Origin of the sequence: Xanthomonas sp. D-36-1 (assembly GCF_017746155.1) — a bacterium.
Lineage (GTDB): Bacteria > Pseudomonadota > Gammaproteobacteria > Xanthomonadales > Xanthomonadaceae > Xanthomonas > Xanthomonas cissicola.
Map to the genome: position 1 here is coordinate 1 of NZ_JAGHWR010000010.1, position 17,638 is coordinate 17,638.

General features: G+C 63.8%; 12 protein-coding genes and 3 pseudogenes. 11 read left to right on the forward strand and 4 right to left on the reverse strand.

What is annotated here, in order from left to right:
- Positions 1-186: pseudogene (locus J7367_RS03395) on the reverse strand (IS5/IS1182 family transposase); the annotation flags it as partial.
- Positions 187-265: 79 nt separating this feature from the next.
- On the opposite strand from J7367_RS03395, the gene J7367_RS03400 reads away from it, so the two are divergent.
- Positions 266-1,015, forward strand: a complete 750-nt coding sequence (locus J7367_RS03400) for a hypothetical protein (RefSeq protein WP_139792785.1) — start codon at positions 266-268, stop codon at positions 1,013-1,015.
- Positions 1,016-1,274: 259 nt separating this feature from the next.
- On the opposite strand, the pseudogene J7367_RS03405 reads toward J7367_RS03400, so the two are convergent.
- Positions 1,275-1,444: pseudogene (locus tag J7367_RS03405) on the reverse strand (LysR substrate-binding domain-containing protein); the annotation flags it as partial.
- Between the two features lie 140 nt (positions 1,445-1,584).
- On the opposite strand from J7367_RS03405, the gene J7367_RS03410 reads away from it, so the two are divergent.
- Positions 1,585-1,929 (forward strand): hypothetical protein, encoded by a 345-nt coding sequence (locus J7367_RS03410; RefSeq protein ID WP_057661733.1) that lies wholly within the window; start codon positions 1,585-1,587, stop codon positions 1,927-1,929.
- 216 nt (positions 1,930-2,145) lie between these two features.
- On the opposite strand, the gene J7367_RS03415 is transcribed toward J7367_RS03410, so the two are convergent.
- A complete protein-coding gene (locus J7367_RS03415) occupies positions 2,146-3,423 on the reverse strand; it encodes a DNA topoisomerase IB (protein ID WP_007973056.1) in 1,278 nt (425 codons plus the stop codon).
- A 56-nt stretch (positions 3,424-3,479) separates the two neighbouring features.
- On the opposite strand from J7367_RS03415, the gene J7367_RS03420 reads away from it, so the two are divergent.
- From J7367_RS03420 to J7367_RS03435, 4 genes are all read left to right on the forward strand, one after another.
- Positions 3,480-3,860 (forward strand): I78 family peptidase inhibitor, encoded by a 381-nt coding sequence (locus tag J7367_RS03420; protein ID WP_022557799.1) that lies wholly within the window; start codon positions 3,480-3,482, stop codon positions 3,858-3,860.
- Positions 3,861-4,062: 202 nt separating this feature from the next.
- Positions 4,063-8,535, forward strand: a complete 4,473-nt coding sequence (gene gltB, locus J7367_RS03425) for a glutamate synthase large subunit (RefSeq protein WP_007964894.1) — start codon at positions 4,063-4,065, stop codon at positions 8,533-8,535.
- 121 nt (positions 8,536-8,656) lie between these two features.
- A complete protein-coding gene (locus J7367_RS03430; RefSeq protein ID WP_022557797.1) occupies positions 8,657-10,138 on the forward strand; it encodes an FAD-dependent oxidoreductase in 1,482 nt (493 codons plus the stop codon).
- Between the two features lie 149 nt (positions 10,139-10,287).
- Positions 10,288-10,572 (forward strand): hypothetical protein, encoded by a 285-nt coding sequence (locus tag J7367_RS03435; RefSeq protein ID WP_139792787.1) that lies wholly within the window; start codon positions 10,288-10,290, stop codon positions 10,570-10,572.
- Between the two features lie 155 nt (positions 10,573-10,727).
- Here the strand turns inward: J7367_RS03435 and J7367_RS03440 are convergent, their stop codons facing one another.
- A complete protein-coding gene (locus J7367_RS03440) occupies positions 10,728-11,786 on the reverse strand; it encodes an NAD(P)-dependent alcohol dehydrogenase (RefSeq protein ID WP_022557795.1) in 1,059 nt (352 codons plus the stop codon).
- Positions 11,787-12,095: 309 nt separating this feature from the next.
- Between J7367_RS03440 and J7367_RS03445 the strand changes: the two genes are divergently transcribed.
- The 5 genes and pseudogenes from J7367_RS03445 to J7367_RS03465 all read left to right on the forward strand — a co-directional run bounded on the left by J7367_RS03445 (position 12,096) and on the right by J7367_RS03465 (position 17,501).
- Entirely contained in the window at positions 12,096-13,169 is a 1,074-nt protein-coding gene (locus tag J7367_RS03445) for a glycoside hydrolase family 5 protein (RefSeq protein ID WP_057661735.1), read from the forward strand.
- 443 nt (positions 13,170-13,612) lie between these two features.
- Positions 13,613-13,816: pseudogene (locus J7367_RS03450) on the forward strand (hypothetical protein); the annotation flags it as partial.
- 129 nt (positions 13,817-13,945) lie between these two features.
- Positions 13,946-15,007 (forward strand): glycoside hydrolase family 5 protein, encoded by a 1,062-nt coding sequence (locus J7367_RS03455; RefSeq protein ID WP_057661737.1) that lies wholly within the window; start codon positions 13,946-13,948, stop codon positions 15,005-15,007.
- Between the two features lie 621 nt (positions 15,008-15,628).
- Positions 15,629-16,762: a glycoside hydrolase family 5 protein gene (locus tag J7367_RS03460; protein WP_057661739.1), complete on the forward strand. Its 1,134-nt coding sequence runs from the start codon at positions 15,629-15,631 to the stop codon at positions 16,760-16,762.
- 295 nt (positions 16,763-17,057) lie between these two features.
- Entirely contained in the window at positions 17,058-17,501 is a 444-nt protein-coding gene (locus tag J7367_RS03465) for a PepSY domain-containing protein (RefSeq protein WP_057661741.1), read from the forward strand.
- The last annotated feature ends 137 nt before the right edge of the window (positions 17,502-17,638 follow it).

The window sequence follows — 17,638 nt, forward strand, 5'->3', positions numbered from 1 at the left end:
AATCCGCAACATCGTCGCCAGTGCGTACGGCTGCCGACCTGGCCGCCCCGACACTGGATAGTGCGGCGCGATCAGGGCAAGCAGTTGCTGCCACGGAACAACCTGCTCCATCTCGGCAAGAAAGATCTCGCGCCGGGTCTGCTTACGCTTGCCCAAGCCCTCAGCGTCACCGAACGTCAGCTGCATGGATGAATCCTCTACATAAGGCGATAGTGTCGCGCATCTGCGGTGAGTTGATCAGACCTTCCCTAGGTACGGACGGTTCATGGAAGCACTGGACCCGCTGAAGGTCTTTTCTGACGTCCTAGCACGCTGGACTCACTTCCTTCGACGCAAGCTCCCTGACAGGGCTAGCGAATTCCGCTTTTTTATTCGTGCGTTGATCGATTTCGGATCCAAATTCGCTGACCACAGGCGTGTCAGCCTCGCCGTTAACGACCCGCAACTGAATGATGACTGGGCCATGCTTAGTTCGTTTGCAAGTAGTCGCGGCATGGATGAAGAAGCCGCAGTCTCTTTTCTAAAGACGCGCCATGCGGCTGTTACGCACTCTCCAACCAGGGATAGAGAGCAGATGGTCTTTGTGCCAGACCTCGAAGATCGCTCTGGCAACGATGCAGTCGACTTTGATGTGGAAGGACGCCTGAAGCTCCCTCCTCGCACCATTGCGTCGCTTCGTGGAGCCAAAGTCCTCCTCCATACGGGACGCATGCCAGGAGTCCGATCAAACGTATGCGTCGAGCAAGATGTTGAGCGATGTTCCTCTCTGCTTCTTAGGGCTATGGACCCGCATGAGACATACGCCCATAGAAATGACAAGTTCGACTTGGCCCAAGCAGTCAGGAAGACGGGCACATCCAAGCTGCTAGCACAGGTTGCACGCATCAAGGCGCGTGCCAAGGAAGATCTCCAGGCCCTAATTTCCGATGTCAATAAGACTGCCCGAGATTTGCGTCAAGCGGAGAAGTCCTCAATTCACTGGCGCTCTCTTCAGGGGAGTCGAAGCCTGCGGTAGACAGGGCTTGCAGCCATCAGCGCTTCAGGAGGCCCCTTTGGGGGCCTTTCTTTTGCCTGAAGATTTCCTATCCGGTGCTGGTTTACTCGTTCTCAGCTTTTCCCACATCCATTGGGCGCGACTCTCACTTAGTCCTCCAAAACAGTTTTTACGTCTGGCGCATCTTGGCGCCAGCAACGTTGGCGCGACGCGGGAGTTGCTCTCGCCTTCTACTGTTATCAACAGCGTCTGTCTGCCGCTGCCAGGGCCATGGCCCGTGCAAGCTCTCCTTGGCAAAGCAACGCCCGACCAGGCGGCTGTCCGGGCCTGGGTTGATGCGGATGGCGACATCGAACCGCTCTTCCATCAGATCGACCGTGCGGTCCTCGGCCACCACCTCCAGTGCGTCCCTGGATAGGCCGCACAGAAGCCGGCGCCGATGTGCCCCATCGTCGATCCATGGGGAACCGGCTGGCGGCACGCGACAAACCAGGTGACGCTTGTCTCTCGCACGGCGTGGCGCAGCATCTTCATGCCATCCCGACAACGCCAGCTTCACGCTTGCGGCATTCTTGCCCTGGAGATTCCCGATGATCTGTATCCTCGCCCCACTCGCTGCCGCTGCGTTGTTGTCGGCCTGTGCCTCCAACCAGGTCGCGCAGATACAGCCCATCGACGGCGCCATCTCCGGCCAGTGCCATAGCGACAAGGTGCGTGGTGCGGTGGGTCTGGCGGCAGCCGCGCAGACCATCGAACGTGCGCGCGTGGATAGCGACAGCCAGACGGTCATCGTCCGTCGCGGCGAGCGCGCAACCGGCGGCACCACCGCCAGCGGCCTGGCCGACCCGGCCCAGGGCGCCAGCGAAAGCGGCGGCGATCAGCTCACCATCGAAACCGGCCCGAACAACAGCATCACTGCAATCTATTGCGGCTGAAGATTCGGGTTGGGGAATCGACATTCGGGATTCGGTACGGCACGCGCTGCTGTCTGCGTCCCGAGACGGCCACCTGGAGTGGTTGACACCGCGTCGCTGATCGTCGCCAGGCGGACATGAGCGACGCGCAGGAACTGGCGTGCGCGCGGTACGTGATGCCCGCGCACGCCGACCCCTTGGCTGTGGCGAATGCCGTGGCGTGTCAGCCTCGGGCGCTTACGCCGACTTGCGCCTTGCCACAGACTTCGCCTGTGTCTTGAGCTTGCTACGCGAAGCGCTCAAGAACTTCAGCGTGGCCGCCTCCCACTGGCGCTCGCCACGCACACCGGTGGCCATGGCCTGCAGCTGGCCCGCACGCCAGCCTTCGAAGACGCATGGGTCGATGTAGGCCTTGCGACACACCGAGGGCGTGTTGCCCAAGGCATCGGCCACCTCACGGATGACATCGTTCTGCACCTGCTTCAGCGCGCGTTCGCTGCTGCGCTCGGGCAATGGCAGGCGTGCCAGCCGCTGCAGTGCAGCCAAGGTGCCGCCCCAGGTGCGGAAATCCTTGGCGGTGAAGTCTTCGCCCATCGCCTCGCGTAGATAGTCGTTGACCTCACCCGAATCCACCGGCTGCAACTGGCCATCGTCGTCGCGGTACTGGAACAGCGATTGCCCCGGCAGCTGCTGGCATTGCCGGATCAGTTTGACCAGCTGCTTGTCGTCCACTTCGATATCGTGGTCCTGGCCGCTCTTGCCGCGGAACTTCAGCCGCGCGCGGCCGCCTTTCAGAAATTCCATATGCCGGTTGCGCAGGGTGGTCAGTCCGTACGAGCGATTGCTGCGTGCGTATTCGGCATTGCCGACGCGCACCAGGGTGTCGGCCAGCAACGCCACCACGATCGCCAGCACCTTTTCGCGTGGAAATCCCGACAGCAGCAGATCGCGACGCAACCGCCGCCGCAGTTTGGGCAGCGCGGTACCGAAGGCGATCACGCGTTCGAACTTGCCCTCGCCGCGTACCTGCGCCCAGTCGGCGTGGTAGCGGTATTGCTTGCGCCGCCGCGCATCGCGCCCGGTGGCCTGCAGATGGCCATTGGGCTTGGCGCAGATCCACACTTCGGTATAGGCCGGCGGAATCGCCAGCGAACGGATGCGCTGCAAGGTCTCGGCATCGGCAATGCGTTGCCCGTCGGCATCGCGGTAACTGAAGCTCTTGCCGGCCTTGCGGCGGCTGATGCCGGGCTGTTGATCGTTGACATAGGTCAGCCCGGCCGCACGCGCGGTCGCCTTGGCCTGCGCCACCGCTGCCGCGCTTGCAACGGCGGCCGTGGCGACCGCCGCGCCGGTGGCGACCGCCGCGAGCTTGCCGACCGTACTGGCGGCCACTGTGGCATTGCGAAGAACACGTTTGGCTTTCATTGCGCACAGGTCGAAGGACTGGCCGCGATTGTTAGGTGCAGCAGGACTAGGCTGCGTCAACGCAGCGACAACGCCGTGTGCGCAAGCCATGCCCGTCGCGTGACTTTGTGCTTATGCTTGCGCGTCCCCCTTTGCTGGAGTCATCGATGCGCGCTGTTCTGCCTATTGCCCGCCTGGCTTGCACCCTGGTTGTGCTGACTGCATTGACTGCCTGCAACAAACCGCAACCCGATGAGCAGGAAGCCGTCACCGCCAATGCCCAGCACGCGGCCGAACAAGCCGCTGCGCCCGCACCGGATGCGGCGCCGGAAGCGCCGCCGATCGGCAGCTGCGATGCCACCCAGGTGCAATCGCTGGTGGGCCAGCCGTTGACCGATGCGGTGGGCGAACAGGCACGCAGCGACGCCGGCGCCAAGTCGGTGCGTGTGCTCAAACCCGGCCAGATGACCACCATGGAATTCAATGGCGAACGGCTCAATCTGGAAGTGGACGCCAAGAACGTGATCAGCTCGGTGCGCTGCGGCTGAGACGGCGTTGGCGCCTGTCGCAAGACCGGCGCCAAGCCTGCTGGCACAAGGGATTGCAATGGTTCTCGTTGCAGCTGTAACGGTGTATTGCGGCACCGCATCAACTGTGGTCTAGTCGATCATCCGGTGACCTCTTCGAACGCTCCACGGATCGAGCGCTGCAACGTCGTCGCCGCTCTCCTAAGATCGCAAAGAGGCAGACATGGCCCCCCGCACTCGCCAAGGGCTCAACGACGACGGTCTCTACAACAGCATGCGCGATGAGCGCGATGCCTGTGGTTTTGGCATGGTCGCCCAGTTGGACGACCAACCTTCCCGCGCGCTGGTGGATACCGCGATTGCGGCGCTCTCGCGCATGACCCACCGCGGCGGTGTCGCCGCCGACGGGCTCACCGGCGATGGCTGCGGCCTGCTGATTCGCAAACCCGATGCGTTCTTGCGCGGGCTGGCGCGTGATGCCGGCATCGCCCTGGGCACGCGCTACGCAGCCGGGGTGGTGTTCCTGCCGCTGGACGAAGCCGATGCCGCGCGATGTCGGGCCGAACTGGAAGCGCAGCTGCACAGCGCCGGCGTGCACTTGCGCGGCTGGCGCGTGGTGCCCACCGATGACAGCGTGTGCGGCCAGCTGGCACGCGATACCTTGCCGCGTATCGAACAGGTCTTTGTCGATGCCGGTGCCGAACAGACCGAAGACGGCTTCACCCTGGCGCTGTTCCTGGCGCGCCGGCGCGCCGAGCAGGCGCTGCATGCGGTCGAAAATTTCTACGTCACCACCCTCTCGCCCAACGGCATCAGCTACAAGGGCATGGTGCTGCCGGACAAGCTGAGCACGTTCTACCCGGACCTGCAGCGCAGCGACCTCTCATCCAGCGCAATTGTCTTCCACCAGCGTTTTTCCACCAACACGCTGCCGCGCTGGCCGCTGGCGCATCCGTTCCGGCTGCTCGCGCACAACGGGGAAATCAACACCATCGAAGGCAACCGGCGCTGGGCGCAGGCGCGCAGCAAGGTATGGCAGACACCGCGCTTCGACATCGCGCAGTTCGATCCGGTGATCTCCATGCACGGCTCCGATTCGCAGAGCCTGGACAACATGCTGGAGCTGCTGATCGCCGGCGGCATGGACCTGCTGCAGGCGCTGCGCATCCTGGTGCCGCCGGCCACCCAGTCGCTGGAGTTCAAGGACGCCGATCTGGCCGCGTTCTACGAGTTCTACGGCCTCAACACCGAACCGTGGGACGGCCCGGCCGGTATCGTGGCCTGCGACAGCCGCTATGCGGCGTGCATGCTCGACCGCAACGGCCTGCGCCCGGCGCGCTGGATGCTGACCTCCGACCGCCATTTCCTGGTGGCCTCCGAAGCCGGCGTGTGGGAGCTGCCGGCCGAGCGCATCACCCGCAAGGGCAAGCTCGGCCCCGGCGAAATGATGGCGATCGACCTCAAGCGCGGCGACCTGCTGGACTCGGACGCCATCGACCGCATCAACCGTGCGCGCGCCCCGTACAAGCAATGGCTGCAGCAGGGCGTGACCTATCTGCAGACCGAATTGATCGACCCCTCGCTGGTGGAGGAGCCCTTCAGCGAGCAGACCCTGCGCAGCTATCACAAGCTGTTCCAGCTCAGCACCGAGGAAGTGGAACAGGTGCTGCGCCCGCTGGCCGAAACCGAGCAGGAAGCCACCGGCTCGATGGGCGACGACACCCCGATGGCGGTGCTCAGCCGTCAGACCCGGCCGTTGTACGACTACTTCCGCCAGGCGTTCGCGCAGGTCACCAACCCGCCGATCGACCCGCTGCGCGAAGGCATCGCGATGTCGCTCACCACACAGCTTGGCAAGGAGACCAACATCTTCCACGCCGGTGCGGAGACGGTGAACCACGTCATCCTCAATTCGCCGGTGCTCAGCCAGCGCAAACTGCGCCAGCTGCTGAAGATGGAGCAGTACGTCGAGCGCAACCGCCTGATCGACCTGTCCTATAGCCTGGAAGAAGGCCTCAAGGCCGGGTTGGAGCGCATCTGCCAGGAGGTGGAAGCCGCAGCGCGCGCCGGTGCGGTGATGCTGCTGCTGTCCGACCGCTACCCGGTGCCGGACCGGCCGATGGCGCATGCGCTGCTGGCCACCGGCGCGGTGCATCACCACCTGTGCAAGGTGGGCCTGCGCTGCGACGTCAACCTGATCATCGAGACCGGCACCGCGCGCGACCCGCACCACATGGCCTGCCTGCTCGGCGTCGGCGCCACCGCGGTGTATCCGTACCTGGCCTACCAGACCCTGTTCGACCTGGGCCGGCGCGGCATCCTGCAGCTGAGCAAGGGCGGCGAGCAGTCGCAGATCGGCCGCCGCTACCGCAAGGGCATCTACAAGGGCCTGTCCAAGATCATCTCCAAGATGGGCATCTGCACCATCGCCAGCTACCGCGGCGCGCAGCTGTTCGAGATCGTCGGGCTGGACCCGGACGTGGTGGACCTGTGCTTTGCCGACACCCCGGCGCGCATCGGCGGCGTGGACCTGGCGCGGCTGGACACCGAGGCGCGCGAGCTGACCGTGCGTGCCTGGAACGACCAACTCAAGCCGGAGGTGGGCGGCCTGCTCAAGTACGTGCACGGCGGCGAGTACCACATGTACAACCCCGACGTGGTCATGACGCTGCAGCGTGCCACCCGTACCGGCGATGCCGGCGACTGGCAGAAGTACGTGGACGCGGTGCATGCGCGCCCGGCCTCCACGCTGCGCGACCTGGTGCAGCTCAAGCGCGCCGACACCCCCACTCCGCTGGATGACGTGGCACCGGCCGAGGACGTGCTGCGACGGTTCGACAGCGCCGCCATCAGCCTGGGCGCGTTGTCGCCGGAAGCGCACGAAGCGCTGGCGATCGCGATGAACCGCCTGGGCGGGCGCAGCAATTCCGGCGAAGGCGGCGAGGATCCGGCCCGCTACGGCACCGAGAAGCGCTCCAAGATCAAGCAGGTGGCCTCCGGCCGCTTCGGTGTCACTCCCGAATATCTGGTCAACGCCGAAGTGCTGCAGATCAAGGTCGCCCAGGGTGCCAAGCCCGGCGAAGGCGGTCAGCTGCCCGGCCACAAGGTCAACGAGCTGATTGCCCGGCTGCGCTACGCCAAGCCCGGCATCGGCCTGATCAGCCCGCCACCGCATCACGACATCTATTCGATCGAAGACCTGGCCCAGCTGATCTACGACCTCAAGCAAGTCAACCCGACCGCGCTGGTGTCGGTGAAGCTGGTGGCACATGCCGGCGTCGGCACGATTGCCGCCGGCGTGGTCAAGGCTGGCGCCGATCTGATCACCGTGTCCGGCCATGACGGCGGCACCGGTGCCAGCCCGGTCAGTTCGATCCGCTATGCCGGCGTGCCGTGGGAACTGGGCGTGGCCGAGTCGCACCAGGCGCTGGTTGCCAACGACCTGCGCGAGCGCACCATCCTGCAGACCGATGGCGGCCTGAAGACCGGCCTGGACGTGGTCAAGGCCGCGCTGCTCGGTGCCGACAGCTTCGGCTTCGGCACCGCGCCGATGATCGTGCTGGGCTGCAAATACCTGCGCATCTGCCACCTCAACAACTGCGCCACCGGCGTGGCCACCCAGGACGAGCGCCTGCGCGCCGGCTATTTCACCGGCCTGCCGGAACGGGTGGAACACTTCTTCCGCCTGCTGGCCGAAGAAGTGCGCCAGTGGCTGTCGTATCTGGGTGTGCGCTCGCTGGACGAGATCGTCGGCCGCACCGACCTGCTGGAACAGCTGGACGTCTCGCCGCGCCCGGGCGTCAAGGTCGACCTGTCGCGCCTGCTCACGCATGCGCAGTACGACGGCAGTCACTGCGCGGCCCAACGCCTGTACGAATCGCCCGACAGCCTGGCCACGCAGATGGACGGCCTGCTCGCCGATGCGATCGCCAACAAGCGCGGCGGCGACCATCGCTTCCTGATCCACAACACCGACCGCTCGATCGGCGCGCGCCTGTCCGGCGCCATCGCACGCGCGCACGGCAACCACGGCATGAGCGATGCGCCGTTGAATCTGCGCTTCCGCGGCACCGCCGGGCAGAGCTTCGGCGCGTTCAACGCCGGTGGCCTGCAGCTGGAGTTGGAAGGCGAAGCCAACGACTACGTCGGCAAGGGCATGGCCGGCGGCCGCCTGGTGGTGCGTCCGCCACGCGGCGCGCGCTTCGAGGCACGCAACACGCCGATCGTCGGCAACACCTGCCTGTATGGCGCCACCGGCGGCGAGCTGTTCGCCGCCGGCCGCGCCGGCGAGCGCTTTGCGGTGCGCAACTCCGGCGCACTGGCGGTGGTGGAAGGCGCCGGCGACCACTGCTGCGAATACATGACCGACGGGGTGGTGCTGGTGCTGGGCAAGGTCGGCCTGAACTTCGGCGCCGGCTTCACCGGCGGGCTGGCCTACGTGCTGGATATCGAGCGCGACTTCGTGGACCGCTACAACCACGAGTTGATCGACATCCACCGCGTCTCGGCCGAAGGTTTCGAGAACCATCGCCAGCACCTGCACACCTTGATCAGCCGCCACCGCGAACTCACCGGCAGCATCTGGGCGCAGCAGATCCTGGACGAATTCCGCGACTACATCGGCAAGTTCTGGCTGGTCAAACCCAAGGCCGCCAGCATCGAGTCGCTGACGGAGTCGCTCAGGCGGGCGGCGTAGCCGCCGCCGGGAATCGAGAATGGGGAATCGGGAATTGTAAAACCGGTTCCCCGACCCTCTTCCCGTTCGTCGCGACCCGCTTTTCCGATTCTCCATTCCCCATTCTCGATTCCCAGCGCCTATGAGCCGCAAACAAGCCTTCCAATTCCTCGACCTGCCACGGACCATGCCCACGCGCATTCCGGTGGAACTGCGCACGTCCGGCGACTGGGGCGAGTTGTACGGCAGGTTCGACAAGGCCGACGCGCAATACCAGGCCGGCCGTTGCCTGGACTGCGGTAATCCGTATTGCAGCTGGAAATGCCCGGTGCACAACGCCATTCCGCAGTGGCTGCAGCTGGTGCAGGAAAACCGCATCGAAGAAGCCGCCGCGCTGTGCCATTCCACCAACCCGCTGCCGGAAGTGTGCGGACGCGTGTGTCCGCAGGACCGCCTGTGCGAAGGCAGCTGCACGCTGGAAGAATTCGGCGCGGTCACCATCGGTGCGGTGGAGAAGTACATCGTCGACACCGCCTTCAAGATGGGCTGGCGTCCGGACCTGGGCAACGTGCAGCCCAGCGGCCACCGCGTGGCGGTGATCGGCGCCGGCCCGGCCGGCCTGGCCTGCGCCGACCGGCTGGCGCGCGCCGGTATCGAAGCGGTGGTGTACGACCGCTACGAGCAGATCGGCGGCCTGCTGCAGTTCGGCATCCCCAGCTTCAAGCTGGACAAGTCGGTGATCGGCAAGCGCCGCGAGATCCTTGAAGGCATGGGCGTGCAGTTCCGCCTGGGCGTGGAGATCGGCAAGGACATCAGCATCGAACAACTGTTGGCCGAGTACGACGCCGTCTTCCTCGGCACCGGCGCCTATCGCTACACCGACGGCGGCCTGCCCGGGCAGGACCTGAAGAACGTGCTGCCGGCGCTGCCGTTCCTGGTGCAGAACAGCCGCATCGTCAGCGGCAACGACCCGCACGGCCGGCCGATCGCCGGCTGGGAAGACCAGCTCGCCCTGCCCGACCTCACCGGCAAGCGCGTGGTGGTGCTGGGCGGCGGCGACACCGGCATGGACTGCGTGCGCAGCGCCATTCGCCTGGGCGCGGCCAAGGTCACCTGCGCCTATCGCCGCGACGAAGCCAGCATGCCCGGCTCCGCACGCGAGGTCGCCAACGCCCGCGAAGAAGGCGTGCGTTTTTTGTTCAATCGTCAGCCGCTGTCGATCGAATCCGGCGCCGACGACGAAGCCATCGGCGTGACCGTGGTGGAAACCAAATTAGGCGAGCCCGATGCCAGCGGCCGCCGCAACGCAGTACCGGTGGAAGGTAGCGAATCGCTGCTGGAAGCGGACGTGGTGATCATCGCCTTCGGCTTCTCGCCCACCCTGCCCGACTGGTTGGCCTCACAAGGCGTGGAAGCCGGCAGCAACGGCCGCATCGTCGCCCCGGCCGACGGCAACGGCCGCCTGCCCTACCAGACCACCAACCCGCGCCTGTTCGCCGGCGGCGACTGCGTGCGCGGTGCCGACCTGGTGGTGACTGCAGTGGCCGAAGGCCGCGACGCGGCGGGCAGCATCGTGCAATTGCTGGGGGTCAAAGCGCAGGTCAAGGAGCCGGCTGCGGCGTAGGGAATGCTAAGCCGCAGACTCGAATCCACGTCATGAATCCGATATTCGCAGAGCGCAATTTGCAATTTAAATTGCCGTCGGGGGCAGTGGAAGACGTTGTTGTTAGGTTTTTTGTGCCCTATCCGATCGCGCAGGGTGACTGAAGTCTGATGGTGACGCTTGATTTGTTTGGCGCTGGCGCAATACATGTTCTGGACCACCGGACAGGTGTTTCTGTCGTTGCTCCAAGCAGTCTAAGGGCACACCTGCTTGGAGCCGCGCAGTCGCTCATGGATGTGGGCATCCACTCCCAACAGAATCCCATCTTGTTCGGACTGCTGTTTGAGCACTACGGACGATTTGCGCTTTCACCAAACGACCTCATGACTCGTGCAGCACTCTCGCAAACTCCTAGCGATCTTGCAGCAGCACTCGTAAAAGAAGCAGCTAGCTGAGATATTCAAGGTGGCGCAAAATAATTCATTGATGTCGCGGCCTGCCGCGGCGTGAGCCTCACAAAACCGAATCTTCTTCGCGATCGACATAAGCTTGACCGCTTGCGCCCAATAACGGCGCAAGCGGCAGCACTACAGCCTGAAGCAATAACGAATCAGGCCGCCTTATCCAAGGTCGCCATATCGATCACGAAGCGGTACTTCACGTCGCTCTTGAGCATGCGCTCGTAGGCGGCGTTGATCTGGTCGGCGCGGATGGTTTCGATGTCCGAGACGATGTTGTGCTTGGCGCAGAAATCCAGCATTTCCTGGGTCTGGCGAATGCCGCCGATCAGCGAGCCTGCCAGGGTGCGGCGCTTCATGATCAGGTTGAACACCGCCGGCGACGGGTGCGACTGCTCCGGCACGCCGACCAGCACCATGGCGCCATCGCGCTTGAGCGCGTTGAGGAACGGGTCCAGGTTGTGCGGTGCGGCCACCGTGTTGAGGATGAAGTCCAGGGTGTTGTACTGCGCGGCCATCTGCGCTTCGTCCTTGGAGATCACCACTTCGCTGGCGCCCAGGCGCAGCGCATCGGCGCGCTTGCTTTCGGAGGTGGTGAACAGCACCACGGTGGCGCCCATCGCCTTGGCGATCTTCACCGCCATGTGGCCCAGGCCACCCAGACCGACCACGCCTACCTTCTGGCCCGGACCCACCTTCCAGTGCGCCAGCGGGGAATAGGTGGTGATGCCGGCGCACAGCAGCGGTGCCACCGCGGCCAGGTTGTCGCTGTGGGTGATGCGCAGCACGTACTTCTGGTCGACCACGATATGGTCCGAATAGCCGCCGTAGGTGTTCTCGCCGCCGCCGAACATCGGCCCGTTGTAGGTACCGGTGAAGCCGGCTTCGCAATACTGTTCTTCGCCTTCCTGGCAGGAGGCGCAGCTGCGGCAGCTATCGACCATGCAGCCAACACCGGCCAGGTCGCCGACCTTGAAGCCGGTGACCGCATTGCCCACCGCCGTGACGCGGCCGACGATTTCGTGGCCGGGCACCGAGGGGTACAGCGTGTTGTGCCATTCGTTGCGTGCGGTATGCAGGTCCGAGTGACACACGCCGCAGTAGGCGATGTCGATCTGCACGTCGTTGGGGCCGGGCGCACGGCGTTCGAACACGAATGGGGCAAGTGGTTGATCGGCGGCCTGGGCAGCGTAGGCGTGGGCTGTGCTCATGGGGAAAGCTCCGGGGCGTTGCGTCATCGGCAAGGAGCGCCAACGACAAAAAGGAAGGACTGGTAGCTTAAAACAGGCAGATGTCGCACTCGTGCGACAGTCCGTCTTGCCTGCCCTCTTGCGAACGCTACCGCAGCGGCATGATGCGCCCTGCAGGTGTTCGTGCACGATCAAATCCGCGCGATGCGCGTGAATGGCGCGCTAACGTGCGAGCCCCTAGGCTCACGCAGCAGCTGATCGCCGCGCACCATCTCTGCTGGCCGTGCCCTCCCACCGCGGCCGCCCACGTCGATGCCGAAGGAGGCTTCCATGTTCCGCACCCCCCCGCACTTGTCCCGCTTGCGCACTGCTGCGCTCGCGTTGACCCTGATTGCTGCCATTCCGTTGGTCCAGGCCAAGGAGCCCGCCGGGCCGAAGAAGGAAAGCGCCGGCCTGAAGTATGTTGGCGTCAATCTGTCCGGTGCCGAGTTCAACTCGCGCAAGAAACCCGGCACCTTGTTCAAGGACTACACCTATCCTGCCGCCTCGGACTTCAGCTATTTCGCCGGCAAGGGCATGAATACGATCCGCTTGCCGTTCCTGTGGGAACGCGTGCAGCCCGAACTCAATGGTCAGCTGGACCAGGCCCAATTGGGGCTGATCAAGAAGTCGCTCGAGGCAGCAAAGGCCAACAAGCAGTACCTGATCCTGGATCTGCACAACTACGCCACGTACAGCGGCAAGCGCATCGGTACCAGCGATGTGCCGGCCAGCGCGTTGGCCGATCTGTGGCGCCGGCTGGCGCTGGAGTTCAAGGACGACAAGGCGGTGATCTTCGGGCTGATGAACGAGCCCAATGGCATTTCCGCACCCGACTGGGCCAATGCCGCGCAGGGAGCGATCAACGCGATCCGCAAGACCGGCGCGAAGAATCTGATCCTGGTGCCGGGCACCGCCTACACCGGTGCACACAGCTGGCGCAGCACCAGCTACGGCGTCTCCAACGCAAAGGCGCTGGAAATCCTCAAGGACCCGGGCAACAACCTGGCCTTCGAGGCGCATCAATACCTGGATAAAGACTACAGCGGCACCAAGCCGGTATGCACCAGCGATTCGGTAGGCCAGGAAAAGCTGCAGGGCTTCACCTCGTGGCTGCGCGAGAACAAGCAGAAAGGCTTTCTGGGCGAATTCGCCACGGCCAACAATCCGGTCTGCGACAAGGCGCTGGAAGGCATGCTGACCTACATGGAAAAGAACAGCGACGTGTGGCTGGGCTGGACCTGGTGGGCGGCGGGTTCCTGGTGGAAGCCGGACTACCCCTTCACCGTGCAGCCGGGCAAGGACGGCAGCGACAAACCGCAGATGGCGATCCTGAGCAAGTACGCACGCCGCGCCGGCAAGTAAGCAACGGGGCAGGCAGAGGTGGTCGCGACCTGTGTTGCGGCCACTTTTTTTGTGTCCATTGCCGTGCATCGCGTTGGAGGGCAGTCTGCTTCGCAGAAGAGCAGACCGCCGCTAGCTCGCGGTGGTCGCACAGAAGGCAGAAGCCATCCCGCGCCAGCTCAAATGCTTCCGATTGCCGATGTGCGCTCTTCGATGGCGCGCAACAGCCCGGCATCGAGCGCGTGCCATGTCTTGCCTGCGCTTGTGCAAGCTGCAGTGCACAGCAGCCGTCGCGACGACGCGCTGAGGTAACGCGCTCGCACCAAGTGCGTGGACGACGCGCAAGCGATCTCATCCCGTATCGCGCCACCGCGATTGCGCACGCCACCTGCGCTCTGTCTGCCGCGGTGGTTGGCACTGCCCGACGACAGCATTGACAATCAGGCAGTCCATCGCGATGAACAGATAAGCGCTTCAGCGCAGAGGCTTTGCACGCAACGCAGCTGCATTCGCCTGCGATGCGCAGCACGCCATCGCGCAGGTCATGGTGTGCCACTGGTTTGAAGCATGCGCAAACGGTGCGGTGCGTTCGGGCCATGCGTGCGCGCTCTAACACAAGAACTGTGTGTCACTGCACAGCTTGGCCGATTGATCCCTCTCAACCGTAGTTTGTGCGGGCGCATACGCCTAGTCTGGTGATGGACGCGTTGCTGTCGTACATCGAACGAGCTCATGCCCGTCTCGGCACGTCGTCCTTGCACAGCTCTTTCGCACGCAGAAGTCTCAGGAGTTCCCCCATGAAATCCCTCACCACGCATACGCGCCGGCTGCGTTGCCGCGCGCTGTCTTTCCTATTGCTGGCCACCATGCCCCTGGCGCAGGCGCAAAGCGCCACCGGCCTGAAGTATGCAGGCGTCAATCTTTCCGGCGCCGAGATCAAATCCTCGCAAAAGCCCGGCGTGCTCAACATCGACTATCGGTATCCGGCGGCCGATGAATATGCCTACTTCGCCGGCAAGCACATGAACACCGTGCGCTTGCCGATCCTGTGGGAACGGCTGCAGCCAAAGACAGGTGGCGAGCTGGATCCGGCCCAGCTGGCGTTGATCCGGCAGGCAGTCGCCAACGCCAAGGCGGCAAAAATGTACGTGATCGTGGATGTGCACAACTACGCCAAGTATTACGGCCACACCATCGGCAGCACGAAAGTGCCGATCAGCACCTTCAACGATCTATGGCGACGGCTGGCAATCGCCTTCAAGAACGACAACGCCGTGATCTTCGGACTGATGAATGAGCCTTACGACATCGATCCGCAGGCGTGGGCAACGGCCGCACAGGCGTCGATCGACACCATTCGCAAGACCGGCGCGAACAATCTGATTCTGGTGCCGGGTGCGTTATGGACAGGCGCGCATAGCTGGTACTCCACGGTGGCCGGGCAATCCAATGCAGTGGCGATGGCATCCATTCGCGACCCGCTCAATCGGTATGCCATCGAAGCGCATCAATATCTGGATGCCGATTCCAGCGGCACCAGCGGCACCAGCGGCGGTTGCGTCAGCGCCACGGTCGGGGTCGAACGGCTGCGCAGCTTCACCGAATGGCTGCGTTTGAACAAAAAGCGCGGCTTTCTCGGCGAATTCGGCACCGGCAATACGGTCACCTGCAATCTCGCGCTCAACGGCATGCTGGGCTACATGGAATCCAACAGCGATGTGTGGATCGGCTGGTCCTGGTGGGCGGCAGGCGCGTGGTTGAGCGCGGCGTATCCGTTCAACGTGCAACCGGATGCGCATGGGCGCGACAAGCCGCAGATGTCGATATTGAGCGCGCGTGCGCGCCGGATTACCGATTAAACGCGACCGACGCACGTAGCGAGTTGTCGTCAGGCAGGCGCGAATGGCGCGCAAAGCACAACGCAGGTGGTCCACGCCAACGCCCGCCGCGCCCGCCTGACGCTTGCACGCCGGTGCTTTGGCTGCTGTTCGCAACGGCAGACGCGCGCGGGCGCAGCAGGCATCGTCGCCACGCAGATCACGTTTCTAGACGGTAGCGAGCACGCGCGTTCTACCGGGCTGAGCCTTACCGCGATTGGCCGCTCTGCCCGTCTTTTCTCGGAAGGGATTGAGGCAGCCTATGCCTGCAGTCTAGGTGGCAGTTTCAATGCGGCATAACGTCATGGACATGACGCCATGCAACTGACGGCAGGCGCTTCCATACGACGCAAAATCGACAGCGTGGAAGAGCGCATGCCGCACTGACGCAAATATCGGGTGATATCACGCGCTTTTGTGCGGCCTATAAATCTCGACAACGCGCCTTGCAGAGTGTGACTGCGATGCAGTTCGCATATCGGCGCTGGATCGACGACACGCAGCATTTGGGCACGGCTGATGCATTGATTCAGACGGATGCAGCGCATCGCGCGCAACGCGCACGCACTTGGCTGCATCTCCCCCCGTCTGAGGAGTTGTGTCATGTCCGCTGTCTGTTTTTCGTTGCGCACGCTACTGCGCTCCACGCTGCTTTTCATCGTGTTTGGCAGCCTGCCGTTGGCCCACGCGCAGACGCGCGCGCTCACCTATGCCGGCGTCAATCTGTCCGGTGCCGAATACGCATCTTCCAAAAAGCCCGGAGTCCTCAACAATGACTATATGTACGCCGCGGCCAGCGATTACACCTATTTCGCCGGTGTCGGCATGAATACCATCCGCCTGCCGATCCTGTGGGAACGGCTGCAGCCCACCGCGGGCGGCGAACTGGATCCGGCCCAACTCGCGTTGCTGCAACAGGCCGTGGCACGCGCCAAGGCAGCCGGCATGTATCTGGTCATCGATATCCATAACTACGCCAAGTATTACGGCTACAAGATCGGCAGCCCGGAAGTACCGGTGGCAACGTTCACCGATCTATGGCGTCGTCTCGCACTGGTGTTCAACAGCGACAACGCGGTGATGTTCGGGCTGATGAATGAGCCCAACAATATTTCGGCCAGCGAATGGGCCGGCGCAGCGCAGGCCGCCATCGATGCCATCCGCAGGACCGGTGCCAATAACCTGATTCTGGTGCCCGGCGCATTGTGGACCGGCGCGCACAGTTGGTATTCCACCACCAACGATGGCTACTCCAACGCCACCGCGCTGACGTCCATCTACGACCCGCTCGATCGCTACGCCTTCGAAGTGCATCAGTATCTGGATGCCGATTCCAGCGGCACCAGCAGCACGTGTGTCAGCAGCACCATTGGCGCCGAGCGCCTGCGCAACTTCACGCAGTGGCTGCGCACCAACCGCAAGCGCGGCTTTCTGGCCGAATTCGGCACCGCCAACAATGCGGTGTGCAACCAGGCGCTGCAAGGCATGTTGTCCCATATGGAAACCAATGCAGATGTGTGGCTGGGTTGGACCTGGTGGGCGGCCGGTTCGTGGTGGAACCTCAGCTACGCGTACAGCGTGCACCCCAACAAGGACGGCACCGACAAGCCGCAGATGGCGATCCTGTCGCCGCAGGCCGCACTGGCCACGCGTGCACCGGTCGCTGCTGCAGCAGCGCGCACTTCCGCTGCATCGACCTCGGCAACAAGCGTATCCGTTGCACGCACGACACGCTGATGCCAAACAAGCCGCCGTAAGGCGGCTTTGTTTTATGCACGCAGCGCGCCCGGGCACACAGCCTTGGCACGATGGGATGCACACGCGGACTGCTGCGATTTCCATCTTGGATGGCTACATCCATGCGTGCTCGGCCGCAACAGCCGTTTGGATGTAAACAACGCGTGCAGCGCAGGTGAATTGGCAGCTGCGCATTTCAGCTAACTGAACTTTCGTCGCGGCCGCTCGGGCCTTTTCACCTGATGGCGATAGGCCGCCCTCCAGCATGAGCGCACTTCACTGCAGGAGCATTCCCATGACACAGCGATTGATGAAGACCGCACTGATCGGCGCCCTTGCCTTGCTGTTGCAGGGTACGTTGGCACAGGCGGCCGACAAGCCGGCCAAGGCGCTCACCTCCGGTGAGGTCACCAGCATGCTCACCGCAAAGGGCTACACCAAGGTGCACGACGTCAAGTTCGAGCACGGCGTCTGGACGGCAGACGCGCGTAGCGGCGACGGCAAGGACGTGGACGTGCACATCGATCCGGTGACTGGCCGCGTCTACGGCGACCAGACCACCTCCAAGCTCAGCGAAGCCGACGTTCGCGCATCCCTGTCTACCGGCGGCTATGCCGATGTGCACGACCTCAAGTTCACCGATGGCCTGTGGAAGGCCGATGCCAAGCGCAACGGGCAGAAGGTCGAACTGCACGTGGATCCGGAAGACGGTCACGTGGTGAGCGTGGATAACGATTGAGTTGGCGCACGTCATGTTCGCCTGCCAGGCGGCTAGGGCAGATCGAGCATGCAGAGGACGCTCGCAGCATGGTCACGCTGCCGCTCCCTGGGCCGACATGGAGCGTCAGTGCAGCAAGCAACCGATCGCGCAAGATC

Excerpts from the sequence above, each read along its gene's own strand:
- J7367_RS03400 (WP_139792785.1), top strand. The coding sequence starts at position 266 with ATGGAAGCACTGGACCCGCTGAAGGTCTTTTCTGACGTCCTAGCACGC.
- J7367_RS03410 (WP_057661733.1), top strand. The coding sequence starts at position 1,585 with ATGATCTGTATCCTCGCCCCACTCGCTGCCGCTGCGTTGTTGTCGGCC.
- J7367_RS03415 (WP_007973056.1), bottom strand. The coding sequence starts at position 3,423 with ATGGCTTGCGCACACGGCGTTGTCGCTGCGTTGACGCAGCCTAGTCCT.
- J7367_RS03420 (WP_022557799.1), top strand. The coding sequence starts at position 3,480 with ATGCGCGCTGTTCTGCCTATTGCCCGCCTGGCTTGCACCCTGGTTGTG.
- gltB (WP_007964894.1), top strand. The coding sequence starts at position 4,063 with ATGGCCCCCCGCACTCGCCAAGGGCTCAACGACGACGGTCTCTACAAC.
- J7367_RS03430 (WP_022557797.1), top strand. The coding sequence starts at position 8,657 with ATGAGCCGCAAACAAGCCTTCCAATTCCTCGACCTGCCACGGACCATG.
- J7367_RS03435 (WP_139792787.1), top strand. The coding sequence starts at position 10,288 with ATGGTGACGCTTGATTTGTTTGGCGCTGGCGCAATACATGTTCTGGAC.
- J7367_RS03440 (WP_022557795.1), bottom strand. The coding sequence starts at position 11,786 with ATGAGCACAGCCCACGCCTACGCTGCCCAGGCCGCCGATCAACCACTT.
- J7367_RS03445 (WP_057661735.1), top strand. The coding sequence starts at position 12,096 with ATGTTCCGCACCCCCCCGCACTTGTCCCGCTTGCGCACTGCTGCGCTC.
- J7367_RS03455 (WP_057661737.1), top strand. The coding sequence starts at position 13,946 with ATGAAATCCCTCACCACGCATACGCGCCGGCTGCGTTGCCGCGCGCTG.
- J7367_RS03460 (WP_057661739.1), top strand. The coding sequence starts at position 15,629 with ATGTCCGCTGTCTGTTTTTCGTTGCGCACGCTACTGCGCTCCACGCTG.
- J7367_RS03465 (WP_057661741.1), top strand. The coding sequence starts at position 17,058 with ATGACACAGCGATTGATGAAGACCGCACTGATCGGCGCCCTTGCCTTG.